This is a genomic window from Halorubrum persicum (genome assembly GCF_002727125.1).
GTDB lineage: Archaea > Halobacteriota > Halobacteria > Halobacteriales > Haloferacaceae > Halorubrum > Halorubrum persicum.
On record NZ_NHOA01000002.1, the window covers coordinates 1 to 23,384 of the forward strand.

The window sequence follows — 23,384 nt, forward strand, 5'->3', positions numbered from 1 at the left end:
GTACGGGACGCCGGTGTGGTGGGCGTCGCGCACCAGGTAATCCATCCGGTCCACGTCGAGCTCGCCGGAGACGAGGTCGCCGAGCCTGCCCTCGCCCGCGATCAGCGAGGCGACGCGGTCCGGGTCTAGCCCGTTGCGCTCGAGGACCTGACACACCTCGCGGTCGGCGTCGGTCAGGAGCCACGCGATGTCGTCGTGATCGCGCCCCGTCGCGCGCCGGATGACGCCCTCGGTCTGGTGGCCGTACGGGCCGTGTCCGATGTCGTGAAGGAGTGCCGCCGCGCGGACGTGGGCGGCGGTGTCCGCGTCGAGACCGAGCCCGTCTACCGCGCCGCGCGCGAGGTGGTAGACGCCGAGCGAGTGCTCGAAGCGGGTGTGGTTCGCGGAGGGATACACCAGCCGGACGGTGGACAGCTGTTTGATGTGACGCAGCCGCTGGAAGGCGGGCGTGTCGACCAGCTCGGTCGCGAGGTCGCCGAGCCGGACGTGACCGTGGACGCTGTCCTTGATCGCCTTCATCACTCCCTGGTCTCCCGCCGCGGAATTGGTCGTTTCGGCTCGCGGTCGAAGCGAGGAGCCGCCGCCGACCCTGTTCGCAGCGTTACTCGTCGACGATCTCGACGCCGAGACGCTCTTCGAGCGCGCGGACGACGGAGCCGCCGACGCCGGCGGTCGCGGCCCGTCCGTCTTCGACCGCGAACAGGTCGTCCTCGTCGACGTCGAGCTCTTCGGCCAGCTCCTCGACGGTGAGTCCGGCGTCCTGTCGCGCCGCGGCCACGTCGTCGCCGTAGCCGGAGACGAGGTACGGGAGCCGGTCGGACTCGTAGTTGGTCCCGCCCTCCTCCCAGTGCTTGGAGTCGCCGGTCGCGGAGTCGTACATCTTCGCCTGCTTGCGGGCGAGCTCCTTCTTCCGACTCTCCGAGCCGCCCGACTCGGCGCTTGCGCCGCCGGGGCTCCCGCCGGAGCTTCCACCCCGGCCCCCGCCCGATCCGCCGCTTCCGCCGTGACCGCTGGGCGCGTTGCCGGCGTCGTCGTGGGGCCGGCAGTCGGCGCAGACGAGGAGCTTCGCTCCGGCGACCGTTGCCCGCTTGAGATCTGTGGTCTCGCGCCCGCACAGCTCGCAGGCGTCGCCGTCGTCTCCGCCGCCGCCACCGCCCGTCGAGTACTTCGCCATACCGCGAGTAGTGGCCCCCGATCGTTAAAAGGTCGTGGAGCGCCCCGCGTCGATCGGGAAGCGTCGGCCATCGGCGCGTTGAGCCGGAGCGGACGCCGTCACTCCGTCTGCGGGCCGAGATACCCCCACGCCTGGAGTCGGTCGCCGTCACCGTTGACCCATCGTTCGCCGATGTCGTCGCGGTAGTACAGGTTCGGCATGACGATGTCGTCGATCCGGTCGTACGCCTGCTCGCGCGCGGCCTGCATCGTCTCGCCCTTCCCGGTCACGACGACGGGCATCCCGTTGTCGCCCGCGACGCGCCACTGCCCGTCGACCTTCTTCGCGTCCTCGATGTGGATCCCCTCGCGGCTGTCCGTCTCGAACACCACGGCCGCGTTCCGGGAGTTCTCGTCGTACGTCTTCTCGTCGTCGAACGGGAACGGCGGGAGGACGACCCGAACCGCGATCTGATAGCCGTTGTGTACCTCGACCTCGGGCTCGTTGCCGTGGGCGAGATCGGCGAAGAACCGGCCGGTCGACGACTCGATCGACTCCTCCTGTAAGGCGATCGTCGGATAGCCGAACCGCGGCGTGAACTCCAGCGGGTAGATCCCGTTCTCGTTGACGATGCAGTTGATGTCGATGCTCCCGACGTACCCCTCGTCGGCGAGCCATCCTTCGATCTTCCCGAACGTCTCGTTGAACAGCTTGTTCTGCCCGGCCCAGAACATCGACGTTCCCATCTCACCCGTCGACGGGCCGATGTTTCCGGGAAACAGCTTCTTATGCTCAAAGTTGAAATTGACCCGGTCAATAAACTCGTTTCCGTTGAAGAAGCCGCAGATGGCGACTTCGACCCCCTCCACCTTCCGCTGGAGTTGGAACCCCTTCATGCGGTGTCCCCACGCCTTCTTGTACGCTTTCAGCACGTCGACTACGTCGCTGCCGTCGTCCTCGTTGCCGACGTAGAGGAGCCGCTTGACGTTCTGGACCTCCCCGAGGGGTTTGATGACGTACGGGGCGGGGTGCTCCTGTACGTGTTGGATCCCGGCGTCGAACTCGTGGAAGATGTGGTGTTCGACCGTGTTGACGCCGTGCTCTTCGAGGACCTCCATCGCGTATCCCCGATCCTCCTCGAGGTGGTCGGTGTTCGGCGTGCCGCCGACGACGGCCTTCCCTCGCTCGCGGAGCTCCTGCGCGAGCTCGCCCGTCCCGATATCTGATCCGACCCAGATGTCGTCGAAGATGATCACGTCGGCCCAGTCGACCTCCGCGCGCCAGTCGTCGGTTTTGGGGACGAAGCCGTCGCCGATCTCCCGATCGCCCTCGGCTTCGATGTAGTACTTCACGTCGTGACCCTCGCTGTGGACCTGCCAGGCGAGGTCGGTGATCAGCGCGGCGTCCGCGGAGACGAACAGGAACCGTTCGGTGTCCATGCCGGGCCGTCTCGCGGCTGGGACTTGAGTGTGCGTGCCGGCCACGGGGTTCGACGGAGCGGCGCCTTCCGCACTCGGTCTGTTCCCGAATACGTTCGGGGGAACACGCACCCGGGCGCCGGCCGACGATGGGGTATGAGCACCGACGGGTCCGACGTGACCGTTCCGCGGTCAGAGGTGGCTGCGACCCGCTCCGACCCGGAGCGGGTCGAATCGACACCCGATCCGGAGCGACTCCGGAGACGCCTCCGGCACCGAATCGCCGAGATCGAACGGCGCGAAGTCGAGGAGGCCGTCTCGGCGCTCGATGCGCGGGGTGACCTCACCGAGGAGCAGCGCGAGACCGTTCGGGAGCTCGGGTCCGCGATCGTCGACGGGGTGACGGTCGCCCCGAAGCGGGCGCTGGAGCGAGCAGATCGGGTCGAGGAGGCGGGGGAGCGAGAGCGAGAGCGGGAGCGGGCGCGAGCGATCCGTCGGCTCTTCGAAATCGACGAGGCGTAGCGTCCGGTTCGGGGGCCGAAACGGCGTCTCCGGAAGGCCGTCCCCCGTCGACGAGCTCACTCCTCGGTCTTCGGGAACTCCGCGACGAACTCGTCGGGCGCCTTCTGTCGCACTTCGTACGCCTCCTCGTCGAACGCGGGGACCTCGGCCGCCATCTCGTAGTACAGCGGCTTCGGTTCGTGGTCGTTGACGATCGTGAGCGTCTCGCCCGGATCCATCCCGTCGAACTCCTCGTGGATCGTGTCGTGACGGTTCACCGGTGGAATCTCGCGGACATCCAGTGTAGGCATGCGATCGGAGAGTCGCACCCGACCCGATTCCGTGTTGAGCCGAATATGTTCGGGGACACGCACTCGCCCGGGGCTCCCGACCGATCACCCGTGTTCGACACTACGTCCGATCCGTCGATCGGTATCGGGACAGACAGCCGCGCGCCGTCCGTCCGGAGGGGTGAGTGACGTGCCGGCGACCGGCTTCGACGCCGAGCGGAGGTACGACGACGAGCGGTTCGCGACGAGCGAGGTGTTCAACAGCGACCGAATGAAAGTCGTCTGCGGCTACTTCGATCCGGGGCAGTTCATCCCGGTCCACGCGCCCGACAGCGACGTGGCGATCACCGTTCGCTCCGGCTCCGGCGTCGTCCGGGAGGGCGAGACGGAGCACCGGGTCGGGCCGGGCGATATCGTCGTCGTGCCCGCCGGGACCGCGCGCGGCGTGAAGGCGGACGACGAGGAGCGACTGGAGGCGACGCTCGTCACCGCGCCGCCGCCGACGGACGCGGAACACGACCCCGTCAGAGCGGGGCTCCGACGCGGGGAGTTCGATCCGCGAGCCGGTTCGGAGTGACACCGCCGGCGGAACGCGTGCGTCGCAACCCTCGACAGTGGTTTCATCTTTTCAAATTCTTATTTATGAAGTCAAAAGATACCTTCTAATTACTAAATACCACGACGGCCAGTAGCCAGCTTTTTATTTGAGGTGGATAAAGAATTGACGACGCCGAATGCGTGACTGCTCCGCTTCCGTGGCGGGCGTCGCCGACCGCCGCGTGCCGGCCCTCCGCAGGCCGTCGGTACCGGTTTTCGGCACGTTCGCCTTCGACCGGCGGATCCCCCGTACGAGCGCTTTCGGTACGGTTGCGAGCGAATTAACCACGGAAACTCATCCATAATGCCAAGAGACAACACCGACTGGTGGCCGAATCAGCTTGACCTAGACGTCCTCGACGAGCACGCCGGAAACCCCGGCCCGCTCGACGAGGAGTTCGACTACGCGGAGGCGTTCGAGGAGCTCGACCTCGATGCGGTGAAAGCCGACATCGAAGAGGTAATGACCACGTCGCAGGACTGGTGGCCGGCCGACTACGGGACCTACGGGCCGCTGTTCATCCGGATGGCGTGGCACAGCGCCGGCACGTACCGGACCCACGACGGCCGCGGCGGCGCCTCCGGCGGGCGACAGCGGCTCCCCCCGCTCAACAGCTGGCCGGACAACGTCAACCTCGACAAGGCGCGGCGCCTGCTCTGGCCCGTCAAGCAGAAGTACGGCCGCAAGCTCTCGTGGGCCGACCTGATCGTGCTGACCGGCAACGTCGCCCTCGAGTCGATGGGCTTCGAGACGTTTGGCTTCGCCGGCGGCCGCGAGGACGACTTCAAGCCCGACGACGCCGTCGACTGGGGCCCCGAAGACGAGTGGGAGTCGACCTCGACGGAGCGCTTCGACGAGGACGAGCGCCTCGACGACGCGCTCGGGAACACCGTCATGGGCCTCATCTACGTGAACCCGGAGGGGCCGAACGGCGAGCCCGATCTGGAGGGATCCGCGGCGAACATCCGCGACACGTTCAGCCACATGGCGATGGACGACAAGGAGACGGTCGCGCTCATCGCCGGCGGCCACACCTTCGGGAAGGTCCACGGCGCCGACTCCGGCGACAACCTCGGCCCGGAGCCCGAGGACGCCCCGATCGACCTGCAGGGGCTCGGCTGGGACAACGAGTTCGGCGAGGGGAAGGGTCCCGACACGATCACCAGCGGGATCGAGGGGCCGTGGAACGCCACGCCGACCGTGTGGGACCTGAGCTACGTCAACAACCTGCTCAGCTACGAGTGGGAGCCGGAGAAGGGCCCCGGCGGCGCGTGGCAGTGGACCACGAAGAACGACGAGCTCGACGACGCCGCCCCCGGCGTGCAGGACCCCACGGACAAGGAGGACGTGATGATGCTCACGACGGACGTGGCGCTGAAGCACGACGACGACTTCCGGGCGGTGTTAGAGGAGTTCCGCGACAACCCCGACGAGTTCCAGGAGTCGTTCGCGCGGGCGTGGTACAAGCTCATCCACCGCGACATGGGCCCGCCGGAGCGGTTCCTCGGCCCCGAGGTCCCCGAGGAGACGATGCTCTGGCAGGACCCCCTTCCGGACGCCGACTACGACGTCGTCGGCGAGGCGGAGATCGCCGAGCTCGAGGAGCTGATCGCCGAGTTCGACCTCTCGATCTCCGAGCGCGTCAAGACCGCGTGGGCGTCCGCGTCCACGTTCCGCCACAGCGACAAGCGCGGCGGCGCGAACGGCGCGCGCATCCGCCTCGAGCCCCAGCGGAGCTGGGAGGTCAACCACCCCGAGGAGCTGGCGTCCGTGCTGGAGACCTACGAGGAGATTCAGGCCGAGTTCAACGAGCTCCGCGACGACGACACGCGGGTGTCGCTCGCCGACCTCATCGTCCTCGGCGGTAACCTCGCCGTCGAGGAGGCCGCCGCGGCCGCCGGCCACGACGTCGACGTCCCGTTCGAGCCGGGCCGCGTCGACGCCACGCAAGAGCAGACGGACGAGGAGTCCTTCGAGGCGCTCGAGCCGGAAGTGGACGGCTTCCGCAACTACCTCGGCGAGGACCTGCCTACCGAGCCGGAACACGAGATGGTCGACAAGGCGGAGCTGCTGAAGCTGACCGTCCCCGAGATGACGGTGCTCGTCGGCGGCATGCGCGTCCTCGACGCGAACTACGACGGCTCCGATCACGGCGTGTTCACCGACGAGCCGGAGACGCTGACGAACGACTTCTTCGTCAACCTGCTCGACTTCGACCGCGACTGGGAGCCCGTCGACGAGGACGAGGAGGTCTTCGAGCTTCGCGACCGCGAGACCGGCGAGGTCGAGTGGACGGCGACGCGGCTCGACCTGGTCTTCGGTTCGAACTCCCGTCTCCGCGCCGTCTCCGAGATCTACGGCGCCGCCGACGGCGAGGAGCAGTTCGTTCGCGACTTCGCCGACGCCTGGAGCAAGGTCATGACGCTCGACCGCTTCGACCTGTAGTCGGTCGACCCGTCGCCGCCTTCGCGGGAGATTTTTTTCACCGATCGTCCGGAGCCGCGCCGACACGCCGCATCACCACACCGGCGCGAGCAGCAGCGCGACCGCGATCGAGATGAAGACGAGCTTCAGCGCCGTGTTGACGGCGATCACCTTGGTGCCGAACTCGGCGCCCCAGATCCCGTACTGGAAGGGGATCGACCGCCGGAAGGTGGAGACGGCGAACGAGAGGATGCCGCCGATGAGCAGGCTCGCGACCGCGGTTCGGACCGTGAAGACCCCCTCGGCGGTGCCGGCCAGCGTCACCGCGCCGGCGGTCGTGTCGAGGGTGTAGACGGCGATCACGGGGATCGCCTCGCCGGGGAGTCCGACGACCCCGGTGATCGGCTCGGCGACGCTCGTGAGCGCCTCCACGTCGACGTTGGTGACGAGGCCGATCACGAGGGTGTAGACGACCGCGAGTCGCGGGACGATCCGGCGGAGCGTGGACCACGACTTCGCTCCGGCCTCGCGGATCCGCTCTCGGCTCGTGCGGTCGTCGGCGTCGGGACCGGTCGCGTCGACCTCGGCGAGCGCGCTCCGGTCGACGTTGCGCTCGGACAGCAGGACCCCGCCCGCGAGCACGCCGGTGACGGTGATCGCCAGCGCGATCCCGGCGCGCGCGGAGACGTAGACGGTCCCCGTCCGGACGCCCAAGATCGGGATCAACACGGGGATGTAGAAGGTGAAGACGTGCTGGACGAAGCCGAAGAACGTGTTGATGGTGACCGCGACCAGCGTCGCCCGGTCGTCGAGGAGGCCGGACTCTCGGTACTCGGCGAGCGTGGCGTATCCGGCCGTCGTCGACGCCGCGGTCGTGAGGATCGCGGTCCCGACCTCGTCGGGGAGGTTCGCGGGGCGGGTGAGCCACCCGGCGAGCCCGGCGACGTACCGGATCAGCCCGAACGCGACCGCGACGTTGGCGGCGAAGACGCCGGCCGCGATGAACGCCGCGATGCGCGCGAGCCGGGGGGCCACCTCGGCGAGCAGGGAGACGATGTCGACGGCGACCGATTGCACTACCGTCGCTACGCGGCCGGCGACCTAATGGCCATCGGAAGGGGCCGGCGGCCCGCCCGTCCCGCTCCGCGCTCGGGGCGCCGCGCGGGGCTTATGAGACCCCCGACCGAACCCCCGACAATGGCACCCGCCGAAGACGACATCTCGATCGAAGAGAAGCGCGTGTACGCCGGGACGGCGGGCCGGACCGACGCGTACGTCCCCACCGAGAGCGGCGTGGTCCGGGTGGCGCTCTCGGCCGACAAGATCGGCGCGTTCGACATGGTCGCGAGCGACCCCGCCAGCGACGCGGCGGTCCTCGCCCGCGACGGCGGCCCCGACCGCGTCGGGATCGCGACCGCGGACGGCCTGTGCGTCGCCGGCGTCGACGACCCCGAGTTCGGACCCGTCACCGACGACCCCGTCGTCGCGGTCGGCGTTCACGACGGCGCGTTCGTCCTCGCGGGCGAGGACGGCGGAATCGACCGTATCGAACTCGGTGACGGGGGTTCCGAGCCGACAGCGACTCGTCTCGGGAGCGTGTCGGACCCGCGCGCGATCGACGGTCCACTCGTCGCCGCCGGCGACGGGGTCCACCGACTCACCGGGGGCGACGGCGCGAGTGCGAGCGGCGCCCTCGCGGCGGTCGGCCTCGACGACGCCCGCGACGTGGCGGGGGCCGGCGTGCCGCTCGCGGCGACCGCGTCCGGGGTCTACTGGCTGGGGAACGGGTGGATGACGGCGCTGGAGGGCGACGCGACCGCGGTCGCAGCCGACGGCGACGGCCACGCGATGGCGGTCGTCGACGGCGACCTGTTCGTCCACGCGAGCGACGGCGAGGGGTGGGACGCAGAGGCGTGGACCGCGGCGGCGCTGCCGGTCGACGAGGAGCCGGTCGCGCTCGGCTACGGCCCCGGCGTGTCGGTCGCGGTCACCGACGCCGGCACGGTCTGCGTCGACGCCGGCGACGGGTGGCGACACCAGGTCGTCGGCGTGCGGGGGGTCGCCGGCGTCGCGCTCGCGCTCGTCGAGTGACGCGTCGAAGGGGCGGTCGGTCTCAGGCGCTCGGCAGGTCGATCGCTTCGCCGTCGGCGTAGACGGTCGGATCGCGGAGGATCCCGTCGAGGTGGATCGGCGCGTCGGTCTCGCCGCCGATCCCGGCGTTGTCGCCGATCGCGATGTGGACCGTTCCCCCCGCCTTCTCGTCCAAGAGCACGGAGCCGACGAGGGCGTCGACGCCGACGTTGGTCCCGATCCCGAGTTCGGCGAGGTTGTACGCGGCGTCGCCGACCGACTCCGCGGCGGTCTCGATCTCCGCGCGGACCGCGTCGTCGCTGACGGACGTGACGAACCCGTCCTCGACCTCGAACGTCAACTGCTGCCCCTCGTCGAGCAGGCCGTGCGGCATCATCGTCCCGTCGACGACGTAGGTCCCGGTCGCGGCCTCGGGGGCGACGAACACCTCGCCGGCCGGCAGGTTCGAGAAGTCGCCGGGGTCGTGGACCATCCCGGTGTCCGCGAGCCACTCGCGGTCGCCGACCTCGAACGTGATGTCGGTGCCCGCGGGCGAGGTCACCCGGACTTCGTCGGCGTCGCCGACCTCCGCGAGCACGTCGTCGCAGGCCGCGTCGATGGCGGCGTAGTCGGCATCGAGTCCCGTGGTGAACACGTCGGCGGTGATCCCGGGGAGGGTCGCGCCGCGCGCTCCGGCCTCGCAGGCGCTCCCGCGGGCGCGAGTGTGGCTCAGGCTCTTGGTCGTCGGTGCGAGGAAGGCGTCGCTGTCCGCCATCGCGGCCGCGACCGGCGCCGGCGGCTCGGTTCCGTGCTGGTCGGCCGGCGGGTACCGGAGGACCGTCGCGTCGTCCGTGACGGCGCTGGCGGCCTCGTAGAGCGCCTCGCCGATCGGCGCCCGCTCGTCGTCGGTGACGACGACGACTGACTCTCCCGGGGCGACGCGCAGGCACTGCTCGACGGCGGTCTCGGCGGCGTCCGCAAGATCGCTCGACATGTCCATCGATCGGGGACGGCGGGCGTTAGTCCTTCCCATCGACGACTAATTTACTTCGTTTCGTAATTCAGTTTCATCGTCGGGGCGCGGAATTAACTGACGGATTACTCTCGCCGTAGTTAATTTCTCTTCGCATCACTCGAAAACATTATGCGGTTCCCCGAGCGAGCGGTATCCATGATACGCGTGGGCGTCAACGGGTACGGGACGATCGGGAAGCGCGTCGCGGACGCGGTCGCGGCCCAGCCCGACATGAAGGTCGTCGGCGTGACGAAGACGAGTCCGGACTACGGCGCCGAGGCCGCGATCCAGCGCGGATACGACCTGTACGCCGCGATCGACGACCGAAGCGGCGCGTTCGAGGACGCCGGCCTCGGCATCGCGGGGACCCTCGGGGATCTCCTCGATGCCGTCGACGTGATCGTCGACTGCGCGCCGGCCGGAGTCGGGGAACGCAATCGGCCGACCTACGAGGCCCACGGCGTCTCCGCGATCTACCAGGGTGGCGAGGACGCCGCCCTCGCCGACGGTTCGTTCAACGCTCGCGGGAGTCCGGAGATCAGCGACGCCGACTCGCTCCGCGTCGTCTCCTGTAACACGACCGGGCTGTCGCGGCTGCTCGCCCCGCTCGAGGAGGCGTACGGCGTGGAGAAGGCGCGCGTCACCCTCGTGCGACGGGGCGGCGACCCGAGCGAAACCGATCGCGGTCCGATAAACGACGTGGTGCCGGATCCGAAGACGGTCCCCTCACACCACGGCCCCGACGTGAACACGATCCTCCCGGACGTCGACATCGACACGGCCGCGCTGAAGGCCCCGGTCACCGGGATGCACACCCACAGCGTCAACGTCACGCTCGACGAGCAGCCGACCTCCGCGGAGGTGCGCGAGCTGCTCCGCGCGGAGGCGCGGCTGTTCCTGATTCCCGAGGGCTCCGGTATCGACGGCGCCGGGACGCTGAAAGACTACGCGGCCGACGTGGGGCGTCCCCGCGGCGACCTCTGGGAGAACTGTATCTGGGAGGAGTCGATCCGCGCCGAGGGGCGAGACCTGTACCTGTTCCAGAACGTCCACCAAGAGGCGGACGTGGTGCCCGAGAACGTCGACGCGATCCGCACGCTGGCGAGCGACGCGTCCCGTGAGGCGTCGGTGACGCGGACCAACGAGGCGCTTGGCGTCGGACTCGATAGCCTGCTGTCCGGCGGCGGTCCCTCCCGCGATCAGGTCGCTGCGGACGACTGACCGGGGGTCTCGTTTCGGACGGGTAACCAAGGCCTCGCCCTCTCTCCTCGCCTCACTCCGCGGGCGTCGTAACGAGGAACGTCCGGCCGCCGCGGCGTTCGAGGTGGACCTCGCTGCCGCGGACGCGGTTCAGCCGTGCGCGGTCGGGGATCCGGTCGGTCCGGCACTCAGTGACATCAACCTTGGTCGGCGTCGCGTATCGCGGCTGATCGCGGCTCGTTGCGCTCATACGTCTCCCGAGGGCCGGAACGCCCGTATAAGCGAGCCATCCGCGGAGTGAAAGTGAAAGTGGAGGTCTCAGCGGGTCGAAGGCGGGGATGTTCCGAACGCCGCTCGCGACGTTCGGCCAGCGACCCGGACTACCGTCGGAGCCCCGCCTCCTCGTCGCCCTCGACGAACCGCACGGTGAAGTAGTCGTAGCCGCCGTAGGCGGCGTCGAGCGCGCCCAACCACCAGTTCCAGCGCTCGACGATTGAGGAGCCGTCGGGCGCGTCACCGAGGTGGTCGATCACGCCGGGCACGGTGAGTGCGTGCCCGCGGTCTCGGGAGGGCCGCCCCGAGTCGGCGAGGTCGTGGGCCGCCCGAGCGACCGCCCGCCGCTCGGCCTCGGTCCCGCCGAACTCCGACTCCAAGGCCTTCTCCAGACGCTGTCGGTCCATGAACGGACCTACGGGGCCCGAGTATATGAGTCGCGTGGTAGGGGGTAGCACATCCGGTGTCGGCGCGAGTGCGACCCGCACCGAGTCACAGCCGGGCCGCGAGCGCGAGGAAGAGGAGGCTGAACGGCGCCGTCAGGAGCGCCAACAGCGCTCCGGCCGCGGGCTCGCCGGCCGCAATTGCCATCGCGAGGCCGACGACCAGAGAGGCGGAGCCCACGATCGCGAGGATGACGCGCTCCGGGACGCTGGCCCGATCCGGTCCGTCGCTCCGCGCGAGGGTCGCGTCCAGTCCCCGCTCGACGCGGTCGGCGAGGTCGGTCGGAGCGAACAGCCACGGCGTCGAGCGGTACCACGCGTTTCCGCGGTACGCGAGCAGGAACACGGTCACCCACGGGAGGTCGATCCGCCGCGTCCGGACCGCGGACCCGAGGTCGTCCGAGCGCGTCCGGTCGTGACTCCGGTCGGTCCGCTCGATCGCCTCGGCGGCCGGGTCGAGGCGCACGTCGCTCCCCCGCGAGCCAGCGATCATCGGGAGGAACACGAGGAGAGAAATCAACAGCGGGGTGAGCCCCGAGAGCAGCGACGGCACGGCCGAGAACGGACCGGGCCCGACCGCTGCCGCCCCGACCGCGACGACGGCGCCCGCGCCGGCGAGCGTCCAGCCGAGCCGGAACCGAGACGAATCGAACGAGTAGTCGCCGAACTGCGATCGGAGCTCTCGGCGTCGCTCCGGCGAGGTTTGGCCGTATGCCACGATCCAGTACAAAAGCGACACCGGCCCGCCGACGAGGAGGACGACGAGCACCGCCCACGTCGACGCCGGGGGGCCACCCCCGTCGAGCAGCGAGGCGGCGACGCCGACGGCGAGGACCACCAGCGCGGCGAGGACGACCACGCCGGCGGTGACGCTCGCCCCGAGCGCCAGCGACCGCAGGCGCTCGAACCGGACCGGACCCCACTCGACGGGAGCCAGATCGTGGTCCGAGTCGGAATCGGGACCGGAGTCCCCGACGCGCTCGCGATCCGCCGGCGATCGGATCCCGTCGATCGACGCACCGGACTCGGAGGGCATGAGCGCTTGTTGGGCCAGCGAGAAGTTAAACTCCGGTCGTCGCGCCGGGCAGAAGATGAGTTGTGATCGCGAAAGAGCCCGGAACCGAAGCCGCTCCCCGGCGACCGAGTGCGTCCTACGCGCTCTCGACCGCGTCGAGAACGGCGTCGTAGTCGGGCTCGTTCGTCGGGTCGTCGGCCACCCAGTCGTAGACGACCTCGCCGTCGTCGTCGATCACGAACACGGCGCGGTTCGCGATGTCGTGGAGGCCCAGGTCGGCGATATCCATCTCCAACCCGTACGCCCGGATCGCGTCGCCGCCCATGTCGCTCACGAGGTCGAACTCGATCCCGTGCTCCTCGCGGAACGCGCCCTGCGAGAACGGGGAGTCGGCGCTGACGCCGAACAGCGTCGCACCCGCGTCTTCGAACGCGGCGGCGCGCTCCTGGAACGCCACCATCTCGTTCGTGCACGGGGGCGTGAACGCGCCCGGGAAGAAGGCGAGCACGACCGGTCCGTCGCCGATGTGGTCGTCGAGGTCGAACGGTTCGTGGTCGCTCGTGCCGACTGTCGCGGTGAACGTGGGTGCGGCGTCGCCTGTGGATACCATCGGTATCGGATAGGGCCGATTCACCCAAAAGGCTTGCCGCGTCCCCCGACAGCGGGCAGGGTTACCCCCGGTCGAGGTACTCCTGTTGGATCGCGACGACCTCGGCGGAGTCCTCGCAGGCCGCGTACCGCCGGAGCGGCTCCTCGTTGAGGTCGAGGAACGTCTCGCCCCAGGTGAACTTCGCCATGATCCGCTCGGCGTGGTCGGGCTCGCCGAGGATCGCGAGCGCGGCCGCGAACGCCTCGACCGTGGTGAGCTGCATCGGGCGCCCGAAGTTCACGGGGTTGGCGGCGACGAGGTACGGGAGCGCGCGGTGCTCGCCGGGGAGGCTGAACATCTTCTCGCCCGCCGACTCCCACGAGCAGTCGAGCGCGACGAGCGCGTTCTCGGCGGCGAGGTTGGCGTCCGCCGGCGAGAGCGCGCGCTCGGCGTGGGGGTTGAGCACGACGCCGTACGGAGTGGCGCGATCGGAGCGGTGGAGCTCCGCGAGGTCGAACCGCGCGAGCTTCCGCGCCGTGCATTTGTCGGGGTCGTCGTCGCCCTCGTACCGGACGTGCAGGTCCACACCCGGCGTTCGGGGGAGCCGTGTATAAGCCGTGCGGAGGGACCCGGCGCAAAAATAGGCAGGACCGTCGGCCGCGCCCGATCACGGGGCGCGCGTCTGCGTCACGATCGGCTCGGGGTCGTCGCTTTCTGCCGGTACACGCGTTTGCGTCTCGATCGGTGCAGTCTCGTCGTCGGTCGGTGGTTCGCTCATCGCGGGCGGTGGTCGCGTGTTCGCACACAAAAGCGCTTACAAGAATGAATCATTATTCCGGTTATCTCCTAATACACGTTTCCTACTGTGGCTCCTATTTTCATGAACAAGTTGTTATTCGGTGTTTCGTTAGCTACTCTTTGAATTGCGCGGCGAGCAGTTGGGCGCCGCGAGCGACGGGTGAATCTCCGCACCCCGCTCCGGCGGCTCGCACCCCGTTTCAGAATACCGTCAAACCGGCCCGGTACCGGCGGGGTTTTTCGTCATCACCACGCAGTAATGCGTATGGAGCTGTTCGCCGTCCCGGACCTCCCGGAGATCCGGGAAGGAGACGATCTGGCGGCCATGATCGACGAGCGCGTCGACCTTCGCGACGACGACGTGGTCGTCGTCGCCAGCACCGTCGTCTCCAAGGCGGAAGGGCGAACCGTCGACCTCGACGACTTCCCGGCGAGCCCGCGGGCGGAGGAGATCGCCGACCGGCTCGCGGCGATCGCCGGCGAGGAGAAGGACCCGCGCTTCGCGCAGGCCGTCATCGAGGAGTCGACGGAGCTGATCATGGAGGCGCCGTTCCTCCTCACCGCGACCCGCTTCGGCCACATCGGCGTCAACGCGGGTATCGACCGGTCGAACGTCCCCGGCGGAGACCTGCTGTTGCTCCCGGAGCGCCCGACAGAGAGCGCCGAACGCATCCGCGAGGGGCTCGCGGCCGACCGCGTCGTCGTCAGCGACACCTGCGGTCGCCCCTTCAGACACGGCCAGCGCGGGGTCGCGATCGGGTGGGCCGGGCTGCCCGCCAGCCGCGACTGGCGTGGCGAGCGCGACCGCGACGGGCGCGAGATGGGCGTCACCGTCCAGAACGTGATCGACGAACTCGCGTCGGCGGCGAACCTCGTCGCCGGCGAGGGGGCGGGCGGCACCCCGGTCGTCGTCGTTCGCGACTGGACGTTCGGCGACCACGACGGCTCGGACAACCACTTCCGCGCGGTCGAGGGCGACTTCGTGCGGCAGGCCCTCCGGCAGTGGCGCTTTCAGGAGTAACCATGCTCGGCATCGAACTCACCCCCGAACACGACCTGCATCGCCTCGTCGACCTCGGCGTCTGCGCCGAGGAGGCCGGCTACGACGCCGTCTACTCGACGTGTCACTACAACAACCGCGACCCGTGGGCGTTCCTCTCGCAGCTCGCGACCGCCACGGAGTCGGTCCGGCTCGGCCCGGGCGTCGCCAACCCGTACGAGACCCACCCCGCGACGCTCGCCTCGAAGGTCGCCACCCTCGACGAACTCTCCGAGGGCCGGGCCGTCTTCGGGCTCGGGCCCGGCGATCCGTCGACGCTCCGGAACCTCGGCCTCGAAGACGAGCGGGGGCTTCGTCCCGTTCTGGAGGCGTTCAAGACCGCCCAGAAGCTGTGGGTCGGCGAGCGCGTCGACCACGAGGGGACGTTCGACGCCGCCGGCGCGGGGCTCAACTACGAACCGCCGCAGGGCGCGTCGATCCCGGTCCACGTCGGCGGCGAGGGGCCACACATGTGCCGGATGGCAGCGAAACACGCCGACGGCCTGCTGTACAACGGCTCGCATCCGAAGGACCTCGCGTGGGCCCGCGAGCAGGTCGACGACGGGCTCGGCGACCGACCCGACCGCCGCGGCGACTTCGACCTGATCGCGTACGCCGCGGTCTCGGTGGCCGAGGACGCGGAAGCGGCCCGCGAGGCCGCCCGCCCGCCGGTCGCGTTCATCGTCGGGGGAGCGGCTCCCCCGGTCCTGAAGCGCCACGGGATCGATCCCGACGCGGCCGCCGAGATCGGCGAGCACGTCTCGGCCGGCGAGTTCTCCGCGGCCTTCGAGCGCGTGACGCCCGAGATGATCGAGGCGTTCTGTATGGCGGGCGACCCCGAGACCGTCCGCGAACGGGCGGCCGCCGTCGCCGATCACGCCGACGGGCTGGTCGTCGGCTCGCCGCTTGGCCCCGACCTGGAGGACGCGGTCGATCTCGCGGCGGAAGCCGTCGACGGCTACTTTTAAACAGGACGCCGGAGTTCCCGCCCGCCAGGAATCGAGAATCGCCCCTGATAACTCCGGGGTGAGGTTCATAAGCCGCTCCCGTCGAGTTCCTTCCATGTCGACGACACGACAGCGGCGCCCGGGACTCCGCGGGCGGTACGAAGCCCTCCTGTGGGGGGCGATGGACCGGCTCGGTATCTCCGAGTCGATAGAGCGTAAGGTCGTCACGGCCGTCGGAATCCAGTTTCTCGTCACCGTCGGGATTTTTCTCGTGCCGTTTCTCGTCTCCGGGGTGCTCTCGTACGTCCTCTCCGGCGCCCTGTTCCTCGGCGCCGTCGTCGCGATCTACAACACCCTCCTCATCGTGCGCCGGGACTTCGTGGCGCCGATCCGGCAGCTCGAGACCGGTGCCGACGCGATCGCGGCGGGCAACATCGCGATCCGCGAATCGAAAGACCTCCCCGACTCCGGGCTGGCGGGGAGCGATCAGCCCGACGAGATCGGGAAGCTCGTGAACTCGTTCGTCGAGGTCGAGCGCTACCTCGGGGTCGTCTCGTCGCAGGCGGAGGCGCTCGCGGCACAGGAGTTCGACGATCCCGCGCTCGACGAGGAGGTTCCGGGCTCGTTCGGCGACTCGCTCGACGAGATGGCCGCGAACCTCGAGGCGTACACGACGGAGTTGGAGTCGCTCGTCGACGCCTTCGGCGACGCGGCGGGGCGCGCTCGGGACGGCGACCTGACCGCGACGATCGACGACGAGGCGCTGGCGACCGACGAGAATCGGTACGCCGAGCTCATCGAGAACTACAATCGGCTCGTGACCACCCTCGGCGGGACGGTCGGCGATGTCGCGTCGTTCACCGGCGAGGTCGCCGACGCGAGCGCTGACGTGCGTGCGAGCATGGACGAGGTCGACGGCGCCAGCGAGGAGGTCGCGCGCTCGGTCCAGGAGATCAGCGACGGCGCGGCCGAGCAGACCGAGAAGCTGGAGTCCGTCTCGGGCGAGATGAGCACGCTCTCGGCGACCGTCGAGGAGATCGCGGCGTCGGCCGACGACGCGGCGGCGACCGCCCGGAGCGCGGCGGAGCGCGGGCGGGCCGGTCGCGAGGAGGCGACCGAGGCGATCGCGGAGCTGGAGGCGCTCGAAGCTCGGATCGCCGAGACGGCGACCGCGGTGGAGGACCTCGTCGACCGGATCGGCGAGATCGACGAGATCGCCTCCGTGATCGACGGGATCGCCGAGGAGACGAACCTGCTCGCGCTGAACGCCTCCATCGAGGCGGCGCGGGCCGACGGCTCCGGGGACGGCTTCGCGGTCGTCGCCGACGAGGTGAAGGCGCTCGCCGAGGAGACCCGCGAGGAGGCCGCGGCGATCTCCGGGCGCATCGACGAAGTGCAGGCCGCGTCGACGGAGACCGCCGCCGACGTGGACGCGATGGAGTCGCAGGTGTCGGACGGCGTCGACACGATCGAGTCGACGCTCCGGGAGTTCGAGGAGGTCGTCGAGGACGTGACGACCGTCGACGAGACGGTCCAAGAGATCAGCGACGCGACCGACGACCAAGCCCGGACGACCCAGGAGGTCGTCGACATGGTCGACGGGATCGCGTCGGTCAGCCGGCAGACCGCGACCGAGGCGGAGACCGTCGCCGCCGCGGCCGAGGAGCAGACCGCCACCGTCTCGGAGGTCACTCGCCGCGTCCACGCGCTCTCGGACCAGTCCGACGAGCTGCTCGCGACGCTCGACGCGTTCGAGGTCCCCGACGGCGAGGAGGGGGCTGGGGTCGTCTCCGAGACCGAGGGGACCGCGCCCGCCTCGGGGTCCGAGGGTCCCGGGGCGTCGCCCCCGGCCGCTGACGACGACTGAAACGGGGCCGGAGCGCGACGCGTTACTCCGCGGGGCCGCGACCGCCGAGCGACGGCAGCGTCACGCCGATCTCCCGCAACAGCGCGCCGACCGCCGCGTAGCCGAACACGGCCACCGCGCCGACGAGCAGGACCTGCCCGACGACCACCAAGAGCGCGGACACCGGGTCGCCGGCGCCGAGGATCAGGTCGTTCAGGAAGATGTCGATGAAGCGACCGATATCGCCGACGAGACGCGAAACGAAGTCGATGAGCGCCATCATGCCCGGCAGTTGGAGCGGGGGGTACTTGGGTGTTGAGTTCGCGGCCCATCCTCCCCCGTAACCGCGAGCCGGCACCGGGCCGGCGAACGGTTTCGACAACCGAACGGCTTACACCCGACGGACACGGACCTGTTCGTCATGAACGCCCTGACGGAGCTGTTCGCCGAGAACACGCTGCTGTGGGTCCTCACGGGGATCCTCGCGTACTCCGCGGCCGCGATGTGGCTCCGAGAGCGCGGGATTCTCCCCGAGGCCGTCCGCGTCTCCGGACCGGTGTTGACCCTCAGGACCCTCCGCGGCCGAGTGTTTCTCGACCGCCTCGCCGCCCCGAGACGGCTCTGGCGAGCCGTCGCGAACCTCGGGCTCGGCGGGGCGCTCGTCGCGATGGTGGGATCGTTCGTCCTCATCCTCTCGTCGGCGCTCTCCGCGGTCCGTACCGTCCAGCCCTCCGCGATCCAGCAGCCGCAGAACTTCCTCATCATCCCCGGCGTGAACGACTTCCTCCCCCTCTCGGTCGCGCCCGAGATCGTCGCCGGCCTCGCGATCGCGATGGTCGTCCACGAGGGCGCACACGGCCTGCTGTGCCGCGTCGAGGGGATCGACATCGAGTCGATGGGACTCGTCTTCTTCACGCTGCTCCCGGTCGGCGCCTTCGTCGAGCCGGACGAGGAGGCGACCCAAGAGGCCACCCGCGGCGCCCGCGCCCGGATGTTCGCCGCCGGCGTCACCGCGAACACGATCCTCACGGTCCTCGTCTTCGCGCTCCTCTTCGGCCCGGTCGTCGGCGCGATCGCGCCGGCCCCGGGCTACGCCGTCGGCGAGGTCGCCCCCGAGTCGCCGGCTGCGGGAGTCGACATCGCGCACGGCGACCGACTGGTCGCCGTCGGCGGCACGCCGGTCGACACCGCCGAGGAGTTCGAAGCCGCCCTCGCCGACGCCGGCGAGACGGTGAGCGTCACCGCCGACGACGGCGACGGAGAGCGGACCGTCGAGGTGACCCGCCGGCTCCAGGTGATCGGCTCCGCGGGCGGGAACCCGCTCGGCGTGACGATCGAGTCGGAGCCGGTTGCGATCACCGAGGTCAACGGTGAGCCGGTGGCGACCGAGCGACAGTTCCTCGCCGCCGTCGGGGACGCCGAGCGCGCGACGGTGACCGTCGACGCCGACGGCGCGGCCAACGCCACGGTCGACGCCGAGACCGCCGAGATCCCGATCGGCGCGTACGCCCTCGGCGTGCAGGAGGACGGCCCCCTCCACGCGGCGGGCGCTCCCCTCGGCGACCCCATGACGATCGTCTCGGTCGACGGGGAGCGCGTCCGGAACAACGACCAGCTCTCGACCGTGCTCGGCGAGCGAGAGCCCGGCACGACCGTCGAGGTCGTCGCGTACGGCCCCGACGACGAGCGCGTGCCCTACGACGTGGAGCTCGACCCGCACCCGAACCGCGAGGGCGGGTTCGTCGGCGTGAGCGTCTTCCCGGGCTCCAGCGGGCTCGCGCTCGACGACTTCGGCGTCTCGGAGTACCCCGCCGGCGTGTACCTCGAACTGCTCGGCGGCGACGGCGGCGAAGGCCCGACCGACGGGGCCGCGCTCGGCGGGCTCACGGACTCCCCGCTCGGGCTCGTCTTCGCGTCGCTCATCCTCCCCCTCGGCAGCCTGTTCGGGCTCCCGTTCAACTTCGCGGGATTCACCGGCGAGATGACCAACTTCTACGTGGTCGAGGGCGCGTTCGCGGCCTTTGGCGGCGGGACGTTCCTGTTCGCGAACCTCCTCTTCTGGACCGGGTGGATCAACATCCAGCTCGCGCTGTTCAACTGCCTGCCGGCGTTTCCGCTCGACGGCGGCCGCATCCTCCGGATGGTCGCCGAAGCGGTGGTCAGCCGGGTTCCCGTCTCCGACCGCCACGCCGCGGTCCGGACGATCACGGTTTCGTCCGGGCTCGTCATGCTCGCCGGGCTGATCATGATGATCTTCGGGAATCAGATCCTCTCCGCGCTCGGGCTGCTCTGATTCGGGACGCTCTGCTCCGGGACGCTCCGACCCGTGGCGTTCTGCTCCGGGGCGTTCTGCTCCGGGGCGTTCTGCTCCGGGGCGCTCTGCTCCGGGATGATGCCGCGGGTCGGCAGGCGAGGGGCCCCGCGACGTTCGCCGAATGGGAAACGGGTTTCTCCGCGGGGCGAAAGCGTAACCCATGAGCCACTCACGCACTGTCGAGATCGAGGGCCACATCATCGACAGCGGGACGATGCAGCGCTGCTTCGGTGCGGTGATGGACCTCGGCGGCTCCTTCGACGTCGAGCAGTTCGACGTGGGGACCCACGAGGAGGCGGAGTCGTACTGTCGGATGGCGGTCTCGGCCGACGACCCGGAGACGCTCCAAGCGATCCTCCACGAGCTGCACCAGAACGGCGCGGTGCTCGAGAACCCGAGCGACGTGGAGCTCGTGGCCGCGCCCGCGGACAAGGTCGTCCCGCCGGACTTCTACTCGACGACGAACCACCCGACCGAGGTGCTGTACGACGGCGAGTGGATCGACGTCGAGCAGATCGAGATGGACTGCGCGCTGATCGTCGATCCCGAGGGAGGGCCGGACGGCGGCCCCCGGGCGTACACGAAGGTGCTCAACGCGGTCGAGGAGGGCGACCTCGTCGCGACCGACCAGTCCGGGATCCGCGTGAACCCCCCCGAGCGTCCGCGAAGCGGCGGCGGCGCCTTCGGGTTCATGCAGGGCGGCGTCTCCTCGGAGCGACCCTCCGAGTCGACGATCCGAGAGGTCGCCGAGGAGCTCCGCGAGGTGACCGAGGACGGCGGGAACGTGATGGTCGTCGCCGGCCCCGCCGTGATCCACTCGGGGGGCGGGGACGCGCTCGCCGAACTGGTCGAAGCGGGCTACGTCGACTCGCTCTCGGCGGGCAACGGTTTCGCCACCCACGACCTGGAGCGCTCGCTGTACGGCACCTCGCTCGGGATGGACGTGGAGACGCTCGAACACCCGCGGAAGGGGCACAAACACCACATCTGGACCATCTCGGAGATCATCCGCGCGGGCGGGATCGAGGCGGCCGTCGAGGACGGGATCGTCACCGAGGGCGTGATGTACCAGTGCGTGCGAAACGACGTGGACACGGTGCTCGCGGGCTCGATCCGCGACGACGGCCCGCTCCCCGACACGATCACCGACGCCGTGGAGGCACAGGACGCCATCCGCGAGCAGGCCCACGACGCCGACATCGTGCTGATGCTCGCGACGCTGCTCCACTCGGTCGCGGTCGGCAACTGCCTGCCGTCGACGACGAAGACGGTCTGCGTCGACATCAACCCCGCCACCGTCACCCAGCTGCTCGACCGCGGCTCGGCGCAGGCCGTCGGAATGGTCACCGACATCGGGACGTTCGTCCCGACGCTCGCGGAGTTCGTGCTGGAGGGCGACGAAGAGCACGTCGCCGACGGGGAATGACCACCCACTTCCGCCCCTACGATCCCGAGACGGACGCCGACGCGCTGTCCGAGCTGAAGGTCGCCTTCGAGCGCGGGCTCGGCGCGTCGACCGGCGGCGAGGAGAAGGCGGTCGCCTACGAGGGGAAGCTCACCGACGACTACCGCGACCGGTGGCTCGCGTGGGTGGACCGATGCGTCGACGACGACGAGCGATGCGTGACGGTCGCGGTCGACGGGGGCGACGGAGCACGCGACGGAGGGCTCGCCGGCTACGTCTTCGTCCTCCCCGAGCGCCTCGCGATGATCTGGGACGCCGCCGTGATCAACGAGATATACGTCGCCCCCGAGCACCGCGGGACCGGCGTCGCCGACGAGCTGCTGGACGCCGCCGCCGCGCTCGCCGCCGATCAGGACCTGCCGCTCGACCGGATCGTGCTCGACGTCGATCCCGCGAACGAGCGCGCGCGAGCCTTCTACGACCGCCACGGCTTCGAGCCGTGGGGCGAGATGGTGGCGCGGTCGCTCGACGGCTGACGCTCGGAGCGGCGGGGGCGCGCCTACTCCGGCTCGGCGTACGCCTGCCGCCACAGCCAGCGCGTCGGCCAGACGAGGAACGGCAGCAGGAAGACGATCCGAACGGTGTCCGCCGAATCGCCCCACGGACCGACGATCAACCCGACTGCGCCGGCGGCAACCGCGAGCCCGACCGCGACCGCGACCGTGGCGATCCGACGATCCATCGGCGGCAGGTCGGTCGAGCGGACGGGGAGGTCGAACGCCGAGACGAGCGCGTCGCCGTCGGAGACCGGCCCCACGAACCGCTCCGTCTCGTCGTCGCCGAACCCGGTCGTCAGTTCGACGGTCTGCGCGTCGAAGACGCGGTCCGGGAGTCGGGTGTGGACGAGGCTCGCGTCGCGGAGGCGCTCGACCGAAGCCGCCCACTGCGGCTCGTCCAGCCACGCATCGTGCGCGACCAGCCGGTCATCGTACCGGCGGTACTCGACCGACGCGTACGCGAGGGCGAACCCTGCGGCGTTCACGGCGACCGCGCCGAGGTACAGCGCGGCGAAGACGGCCGCGGACCAGGCGACGACGGCTCCGGAGGGGTCGCCGCCGACGAACAGCCCGAACGCGGCGATCCACATGATGAAGAAGCCGGTCGCGTAGGCCGGAGCGACGCCGCCGAGCGTCTTCAGCACGCCGGTCGCGACCGCGGCCCGGCGATGGACCGGAACCCGGGCGTCGGGCTCGGCGTCGGGAGTCGCGATCGGCTCCGGTTCGTCGGGCGACTCGGTCGGACCGGAGAGCCAGTCGGAGATCCGACCGCCACCGGAGCCGTCATCGCCGTGAGTCGCCCGGAACGCCGACCACTCGACGACCAGCTTCACGGCGACGAACACGGCGAGCACGGCGACGCCGCCGCCGGCGGCGTGGAGGGGCGGGAGCGCGAACAGGGCGAACACCAGGAAGAACGCGCGTCGCGCCGGCGTCTCCACGACCGCGTACGGCGAGGTCTCGGCGTACCGCCGCCGGCCGACGTACTCCCGAGCGGTGTCGATCGCCTGCCCCCCGACCAGCGCGAGCGCCGACGCAAGCACGGGCGGACTCGCAAGCAGGGCCGGCACGTCGAACACCTGCGAGAACGCGACGCCGACGAACAGCGCGATCCACGCGGTCGCGCCGCAGACGGCCGCCGCGAACGGGACGTTCCGGGGGTAGACGGGGGGCACCCACGAGACCGGACGGACCGCGCCGCGTTTGCTCGCCAGCGGCGTCTCCGTGACGCTGATGACGCCCGACTCGCGGTCGTCGGGGGGCGGGCGAGCCGCGAACAGCGCCTTCGCGCCCGCCAGCGGGATCGACAGCACCGCCTCGACCGCGTACACAGCGGCGAGCGTCGCGGGGTCCCACCCGAGGCGGATCACGCCGACGAGCGGGATCAGGTTGGCGAACAGGACCGGGAGGAAGCCGGCCGCTCCGAGAGAGCTCCGGCGGTCGCGGTGAGCGATGGAGCGCATCGGTCGTCGTCTTCACAACGCTCGTC

Annotated in this window: 24 protein-coding genes; 11 read left to right on the forward strand and 13 right to left on the reverse strand. The window is 70.2% G+C overall.

Annotation, left to right across the window (positions count from 1 at the left end; translation table 11 throughout):
• The 3 genes from DJ69_RS00045 to DJ69_RS00055 all read right to left on the reverse strand — a co-directional run.
• On the reverse strand, positions 1-519 hold a 519-nt coding region (locus DJ69_RS00045), incomplete at its 3' end, for an HD domain-containing protein (RefSeq protein ID WP_144050344.1).
• Between the two features lie 82 nt (positions 520-601).
• Positions 602-1,174, reverse strand: a complete 573-nt coding sequence (locus tag DJ69_RS00050) for a helix-turn-helix domain-containing protein (protein WP_099253730.1) — start codon at positions 1,172-1,174, stop codon at positions 602-604.
• A 98-nt stretch (positions 1,175-1,272) separates the two neighbouring features.
• On the reverse strand, positions 1,273-2,592 hold the full coding sequence (locus tag DJ69_RS00055; RefSeq protein ID WP_099253731.1) for a phosphoribosylamine--glycine ligase: 1,320 nt from the start codon (positions 2,590-2,592) through the stop codon (positions 1,273-1,275).
• A gap of 135 nt (positions 2,593-2,727) precedes the next feature.
• Here DJ69_RS00055 and DJ69_RS00060 point away from each other — a divergent pair, with 135 nt between their 5' ends.
• Positions 2,728-3,093, forward strand: a complete 366-nt coding sequence (locus DJ69_RS00060; protein WP_144050345.1) for a glutamyl-tRNA reductase — start codon at positions 2,728-2,730, stop codon at positions 3,091-3,093.
• A 56-nt stretch (positions 3,094-3,149) separates the two neighbouring features.
• On the opposite strand, the gene DJ69_RS00065 is transcribed toward DJ69_RS00060, so the two are convergent.
• Complete coding sequence (locus DJ69_RS00065) at positions 3,150-3,383, reverse strand: DUF2249 domain-containing protein (protein WP_099253753.1); 234 nt, start codon at positions 3,381-3,383, stop codon at positions 3,150-3,152.
• A 169-nt stretch (positions 3,384-3,552) separates the two neighbouring features.
• Between DJ69_RS00065 and DJ69_RS00070 the strand changes: the two genes are divergently transcribed.
• Complete coding sequence (locus DJ69_RS00070; protein ID WP_099253754.1) at positions 3,553-3,939, forward strand: cupin domain-containing protein; 387 nt, start codon at positions 3,553-3,555, stop codon at positions 3,937-3,939.
• A 324-nt stretch (positions 3,940-4,263) separates the two neighbouring features.
• Positions 4,264-6,405 carry a catalase/peroxidase HPI gene (katG, locus tag DJ69_RS00075; RefSeq protein ID WP_099253732.1) on the forward strand — a complete coding sequence of 714 codons (2,142 nt, stop codon included), beginning with the start codon at positions 4,264-4,266 and terminating at the stop codon, positions 6,403-6,405.
• A gap of 72 nt (positions 6,406-6,477) precedes the next feature.
• On the opposite strand, the gene DJ69_RS00080 is transcribed toward katG, so the two are convergent.
• Entirely contained in the window at positions 6,478-7,461 is a 984-nt protein-coding gene (locus tag DJ69_RS00080) for a nucleoside recognition protein (protein WP_099253733.1), read from the reverse strand.
• Positions 7,462-7,581: 120 nt separating this feature from the next.
• Between DJ69_RS00080 and DJ69_RS00085 the strand changes: the two genes are divergently transcribed.
• Complete coding sequence (locus DJ69_RS00085) at positions 7,582-8,475, forward strand: HVO_0234 family beta-propeller protein (protein ID WP_099253734.1); 894 nt, start codon at positions 7,582-7,584, stop codon at positions 8,473-8,475.
• 22 nt (positions 8,476-8,497) lie between these two features.
• Here the strand turns inward: DJ69_RS00085 and DJ69_RS00090 are convergent, their stop codons facing one another.
• On the reverse strand, positions 8,498-9,448 hold the full coding sequence (locus DJ69_RS00090) for an aminopeptidase (RefSeq protein WP_099253755.1): 951 nt from the start codon (positions 9,446-9,448) through the stop codon (positions 8,498-8,500).
• 177 nt (positions 9,449-9,625) lie between these two features.
• Here DJ69_RS00090 and DJ69_RS00095 point away from each other — a divergent pair, with 177 nt between their 5' ends.
• Positions 9,626-10,690: a type II glyceraldehyde-3-phosphate dehydrogenase gene (locus DJ69_RS00095; RefSeq protein ID WP_099253735.1), complete on the forward strand. Its 1,065-nt coding sequence runs from the start codon at positions 9,626-9,628 to the stop codon at positions 10,688-10,690.
• A 52-nt stretch (positions 10,691-10,742) separates the two neighbouring features.
• Here DJ69_RS00095 and DJ69_RS18115 read toward each other — a convergent pair whose 3' ends face one another.
• The 5 genes from DJ69_RS18115 to DJ69_RS00115 form a co-directional block, all read right to left on the reverse strand.
• Positions 10,743-10,919 carry a hypothetical protein gene (locus DJ69_RS18115; RefSeq protein ID WP_180271678.1) on the reverse strand — a complete coding sequence of 59 codons (177 nt, stop codon included), beginning with the start codon at positions 10,917-10,919 and terminating at the stop codon, positions 10,743-10,745.
• 130 nt (positions 10,920-11,049) lie between these two features.
• Positions 11,050-11,349, reverse strand: coding sequence for a hypothetical protein (locus DJ69_RS00100; RefSeq protein ID WP_099253736.1), 300 nt, complete (start codon positions 11,347-11,349; stop codon positions 11,050-11,052).
• A gap of 85 nt (positions 11,350-11,434) precedes the next feature.
• Complete coding sequence (locus DJ69_RS00105) at positions 11,435-12,421, reverse strand: hypothetical protein (protein ID WP_099253737.1); 987 nt, start codon at positions 12,419-12,421, stop codon at positions 11,435-11,437.
• A gap of 115 nt (positions 12,422-12,536) precedes the next feature.
• Positions 12,537-13,010 carry a redoxin domain-containing protein gene (locus DJ69_RS00110; RefSeq protein WP_099253738.1) on the reverse strand — a complete coding sequence of 158 codons (474 nt, stop codon included), beginning with the start codon at positions 13,008-13,010 and terminating at the stop codon, positions 12,537-12,539.
• Between the two features lie 61 nt (positions 13,011-13,071).
• Positions 13,072-13,575 carry a DUF367 family protein gene (locus DJ69_RS00115; protein WP_099253739.1) on the reverse strand — a complete coding sequence of 168 codons (504 nt, stop codon included), beginning with the start codon at positions 13,573-13,575 and terminating at the stop codon, positions 13,072-13,074.
• A 477-nt stretch (positions 13,576-14,052) separates the two neighbouring features.
• On the opposite strand from DJ69_RS00115, the gene DJ69_RS00120 reads away from it, so the two are divergent.
• The 3 genes from DJ69_RS00120 (at position 14,053) to DJ69_RS00130 (ending at position 17,640) form a co-directional block, all read left to right on the forward strand.
• Positions 14,053-14,808, forward strand: coding sequence for a coenzyme F420-0:L-glutamate ligase (locus DJ69_RS00120; RefSeq protein ID WP_099253740.1), 756 nt, complete (start codon positions 14,053-14,055; stop codon positions 14,806-14,808).
• 2 nt (positions 14,809-14,810) lie between these two features.
• A complete protein-coding gene (locus DJ69_RS00125) occupies positions 14,811-15,794 on the forward strand; it encodes a 5,10-methylenetetrahydromethanopterin reductase (RefSeq protein ID WP_099253741.1) in 984 nt (327 codons plus the stop codon).
• A 160-nt stretch (positions 15,795-15,954) separates the two neighbouring features.
• Positions 15,955-17,640 carry a methyl-accepting chemotaxis protein gene (locus DJ69_RS00130; protein WP_099253756.1) on the forward strand — a complete coding sequence of 562 codons (1,686 nt, stop codon included), beginning with the start codon at positions 15,955-15,957 and terminating at the stop codon, positions 17,638-17,640.
• Between the two features lie 22 nt (positions 17,641-17,662).
• Here the strand turns inward: DJ69_RS00130 and DJ69_RS00135 are convergent, their stop codons facing one another.
• Positions 17,663-17,902 (reverse strand): hypothetical protein, encoded by a 240-nt coding sequence (locus DJ69_RS00135; RefSeq protein ID WP_099253742.1) that lies wholly within the window; start codon positions 17,900-17,902, stop codon positions 17,663-17,665.
• Between the two features lie 138 nt (positions 17,903-18,040).
• On the opposite strand from DJ69_RS00135, the gene DJ69_RS00140 reads away from it, so the two are divergent.
• The 3 genes from DJ69_RS00140 (at position 18,041) to DJ69_RS00155 (ending at position 21,874) form a co-directional block, all read left to right on the forward strand.
• Positions 18,041-19,912: a site-2 protease family protein gene (locus DJ69_RS00140; protein WP_099253743.1), complete on the forward strand. Its 1,872-nt coding sequence runs from the start codon at positions 18,041-18,043 to the stop codon at positions 19,910-19,912.
• Between the two features lie 181 nt (positions 19,913-20,093).
• Positions 20,094-21,359, forward strand: coding sequence for an ornithine cyclodeaminase (locus DJ69_RS00150; RefSeq protein WP_099253744.1), 1,266 nt, complete (start codon positions 20,094-20,096; stop codon positions 21,357-21,359).
• A complete protein-coding gene (locus DJ69_RS00155; RefSeq protein ID WP_099253745.1) occupies positions 21,356-21,874 on the forward strand; it encodes a GNAT family N-acetyltransferase in 519 nt (172 codons plus the stop codon). Before DJ69_RS00150 ends, DJ69_RS00155 begins: the two co-directional genes overlap by 4 nt.
• A gap of 23 nt (positions 21,875-21,897) precedes the next feature.
• Here the strand turns inward: DJ69_RS00155 and DJ69_RS00160 are convergent, their stop codons facing one another.
• A complete protein-coding gene (locus DJ69_RS00160; protein ID WP_099253746.1) occupies positions 21,898-23,358 on the reverse strand; it encodes a DUF6498-containing protein in 1,461 nt (486 codons plus the stop codon).
• Between the last annotated feature and the right edge of the window lie 26 nt (positions 23,359-23,384).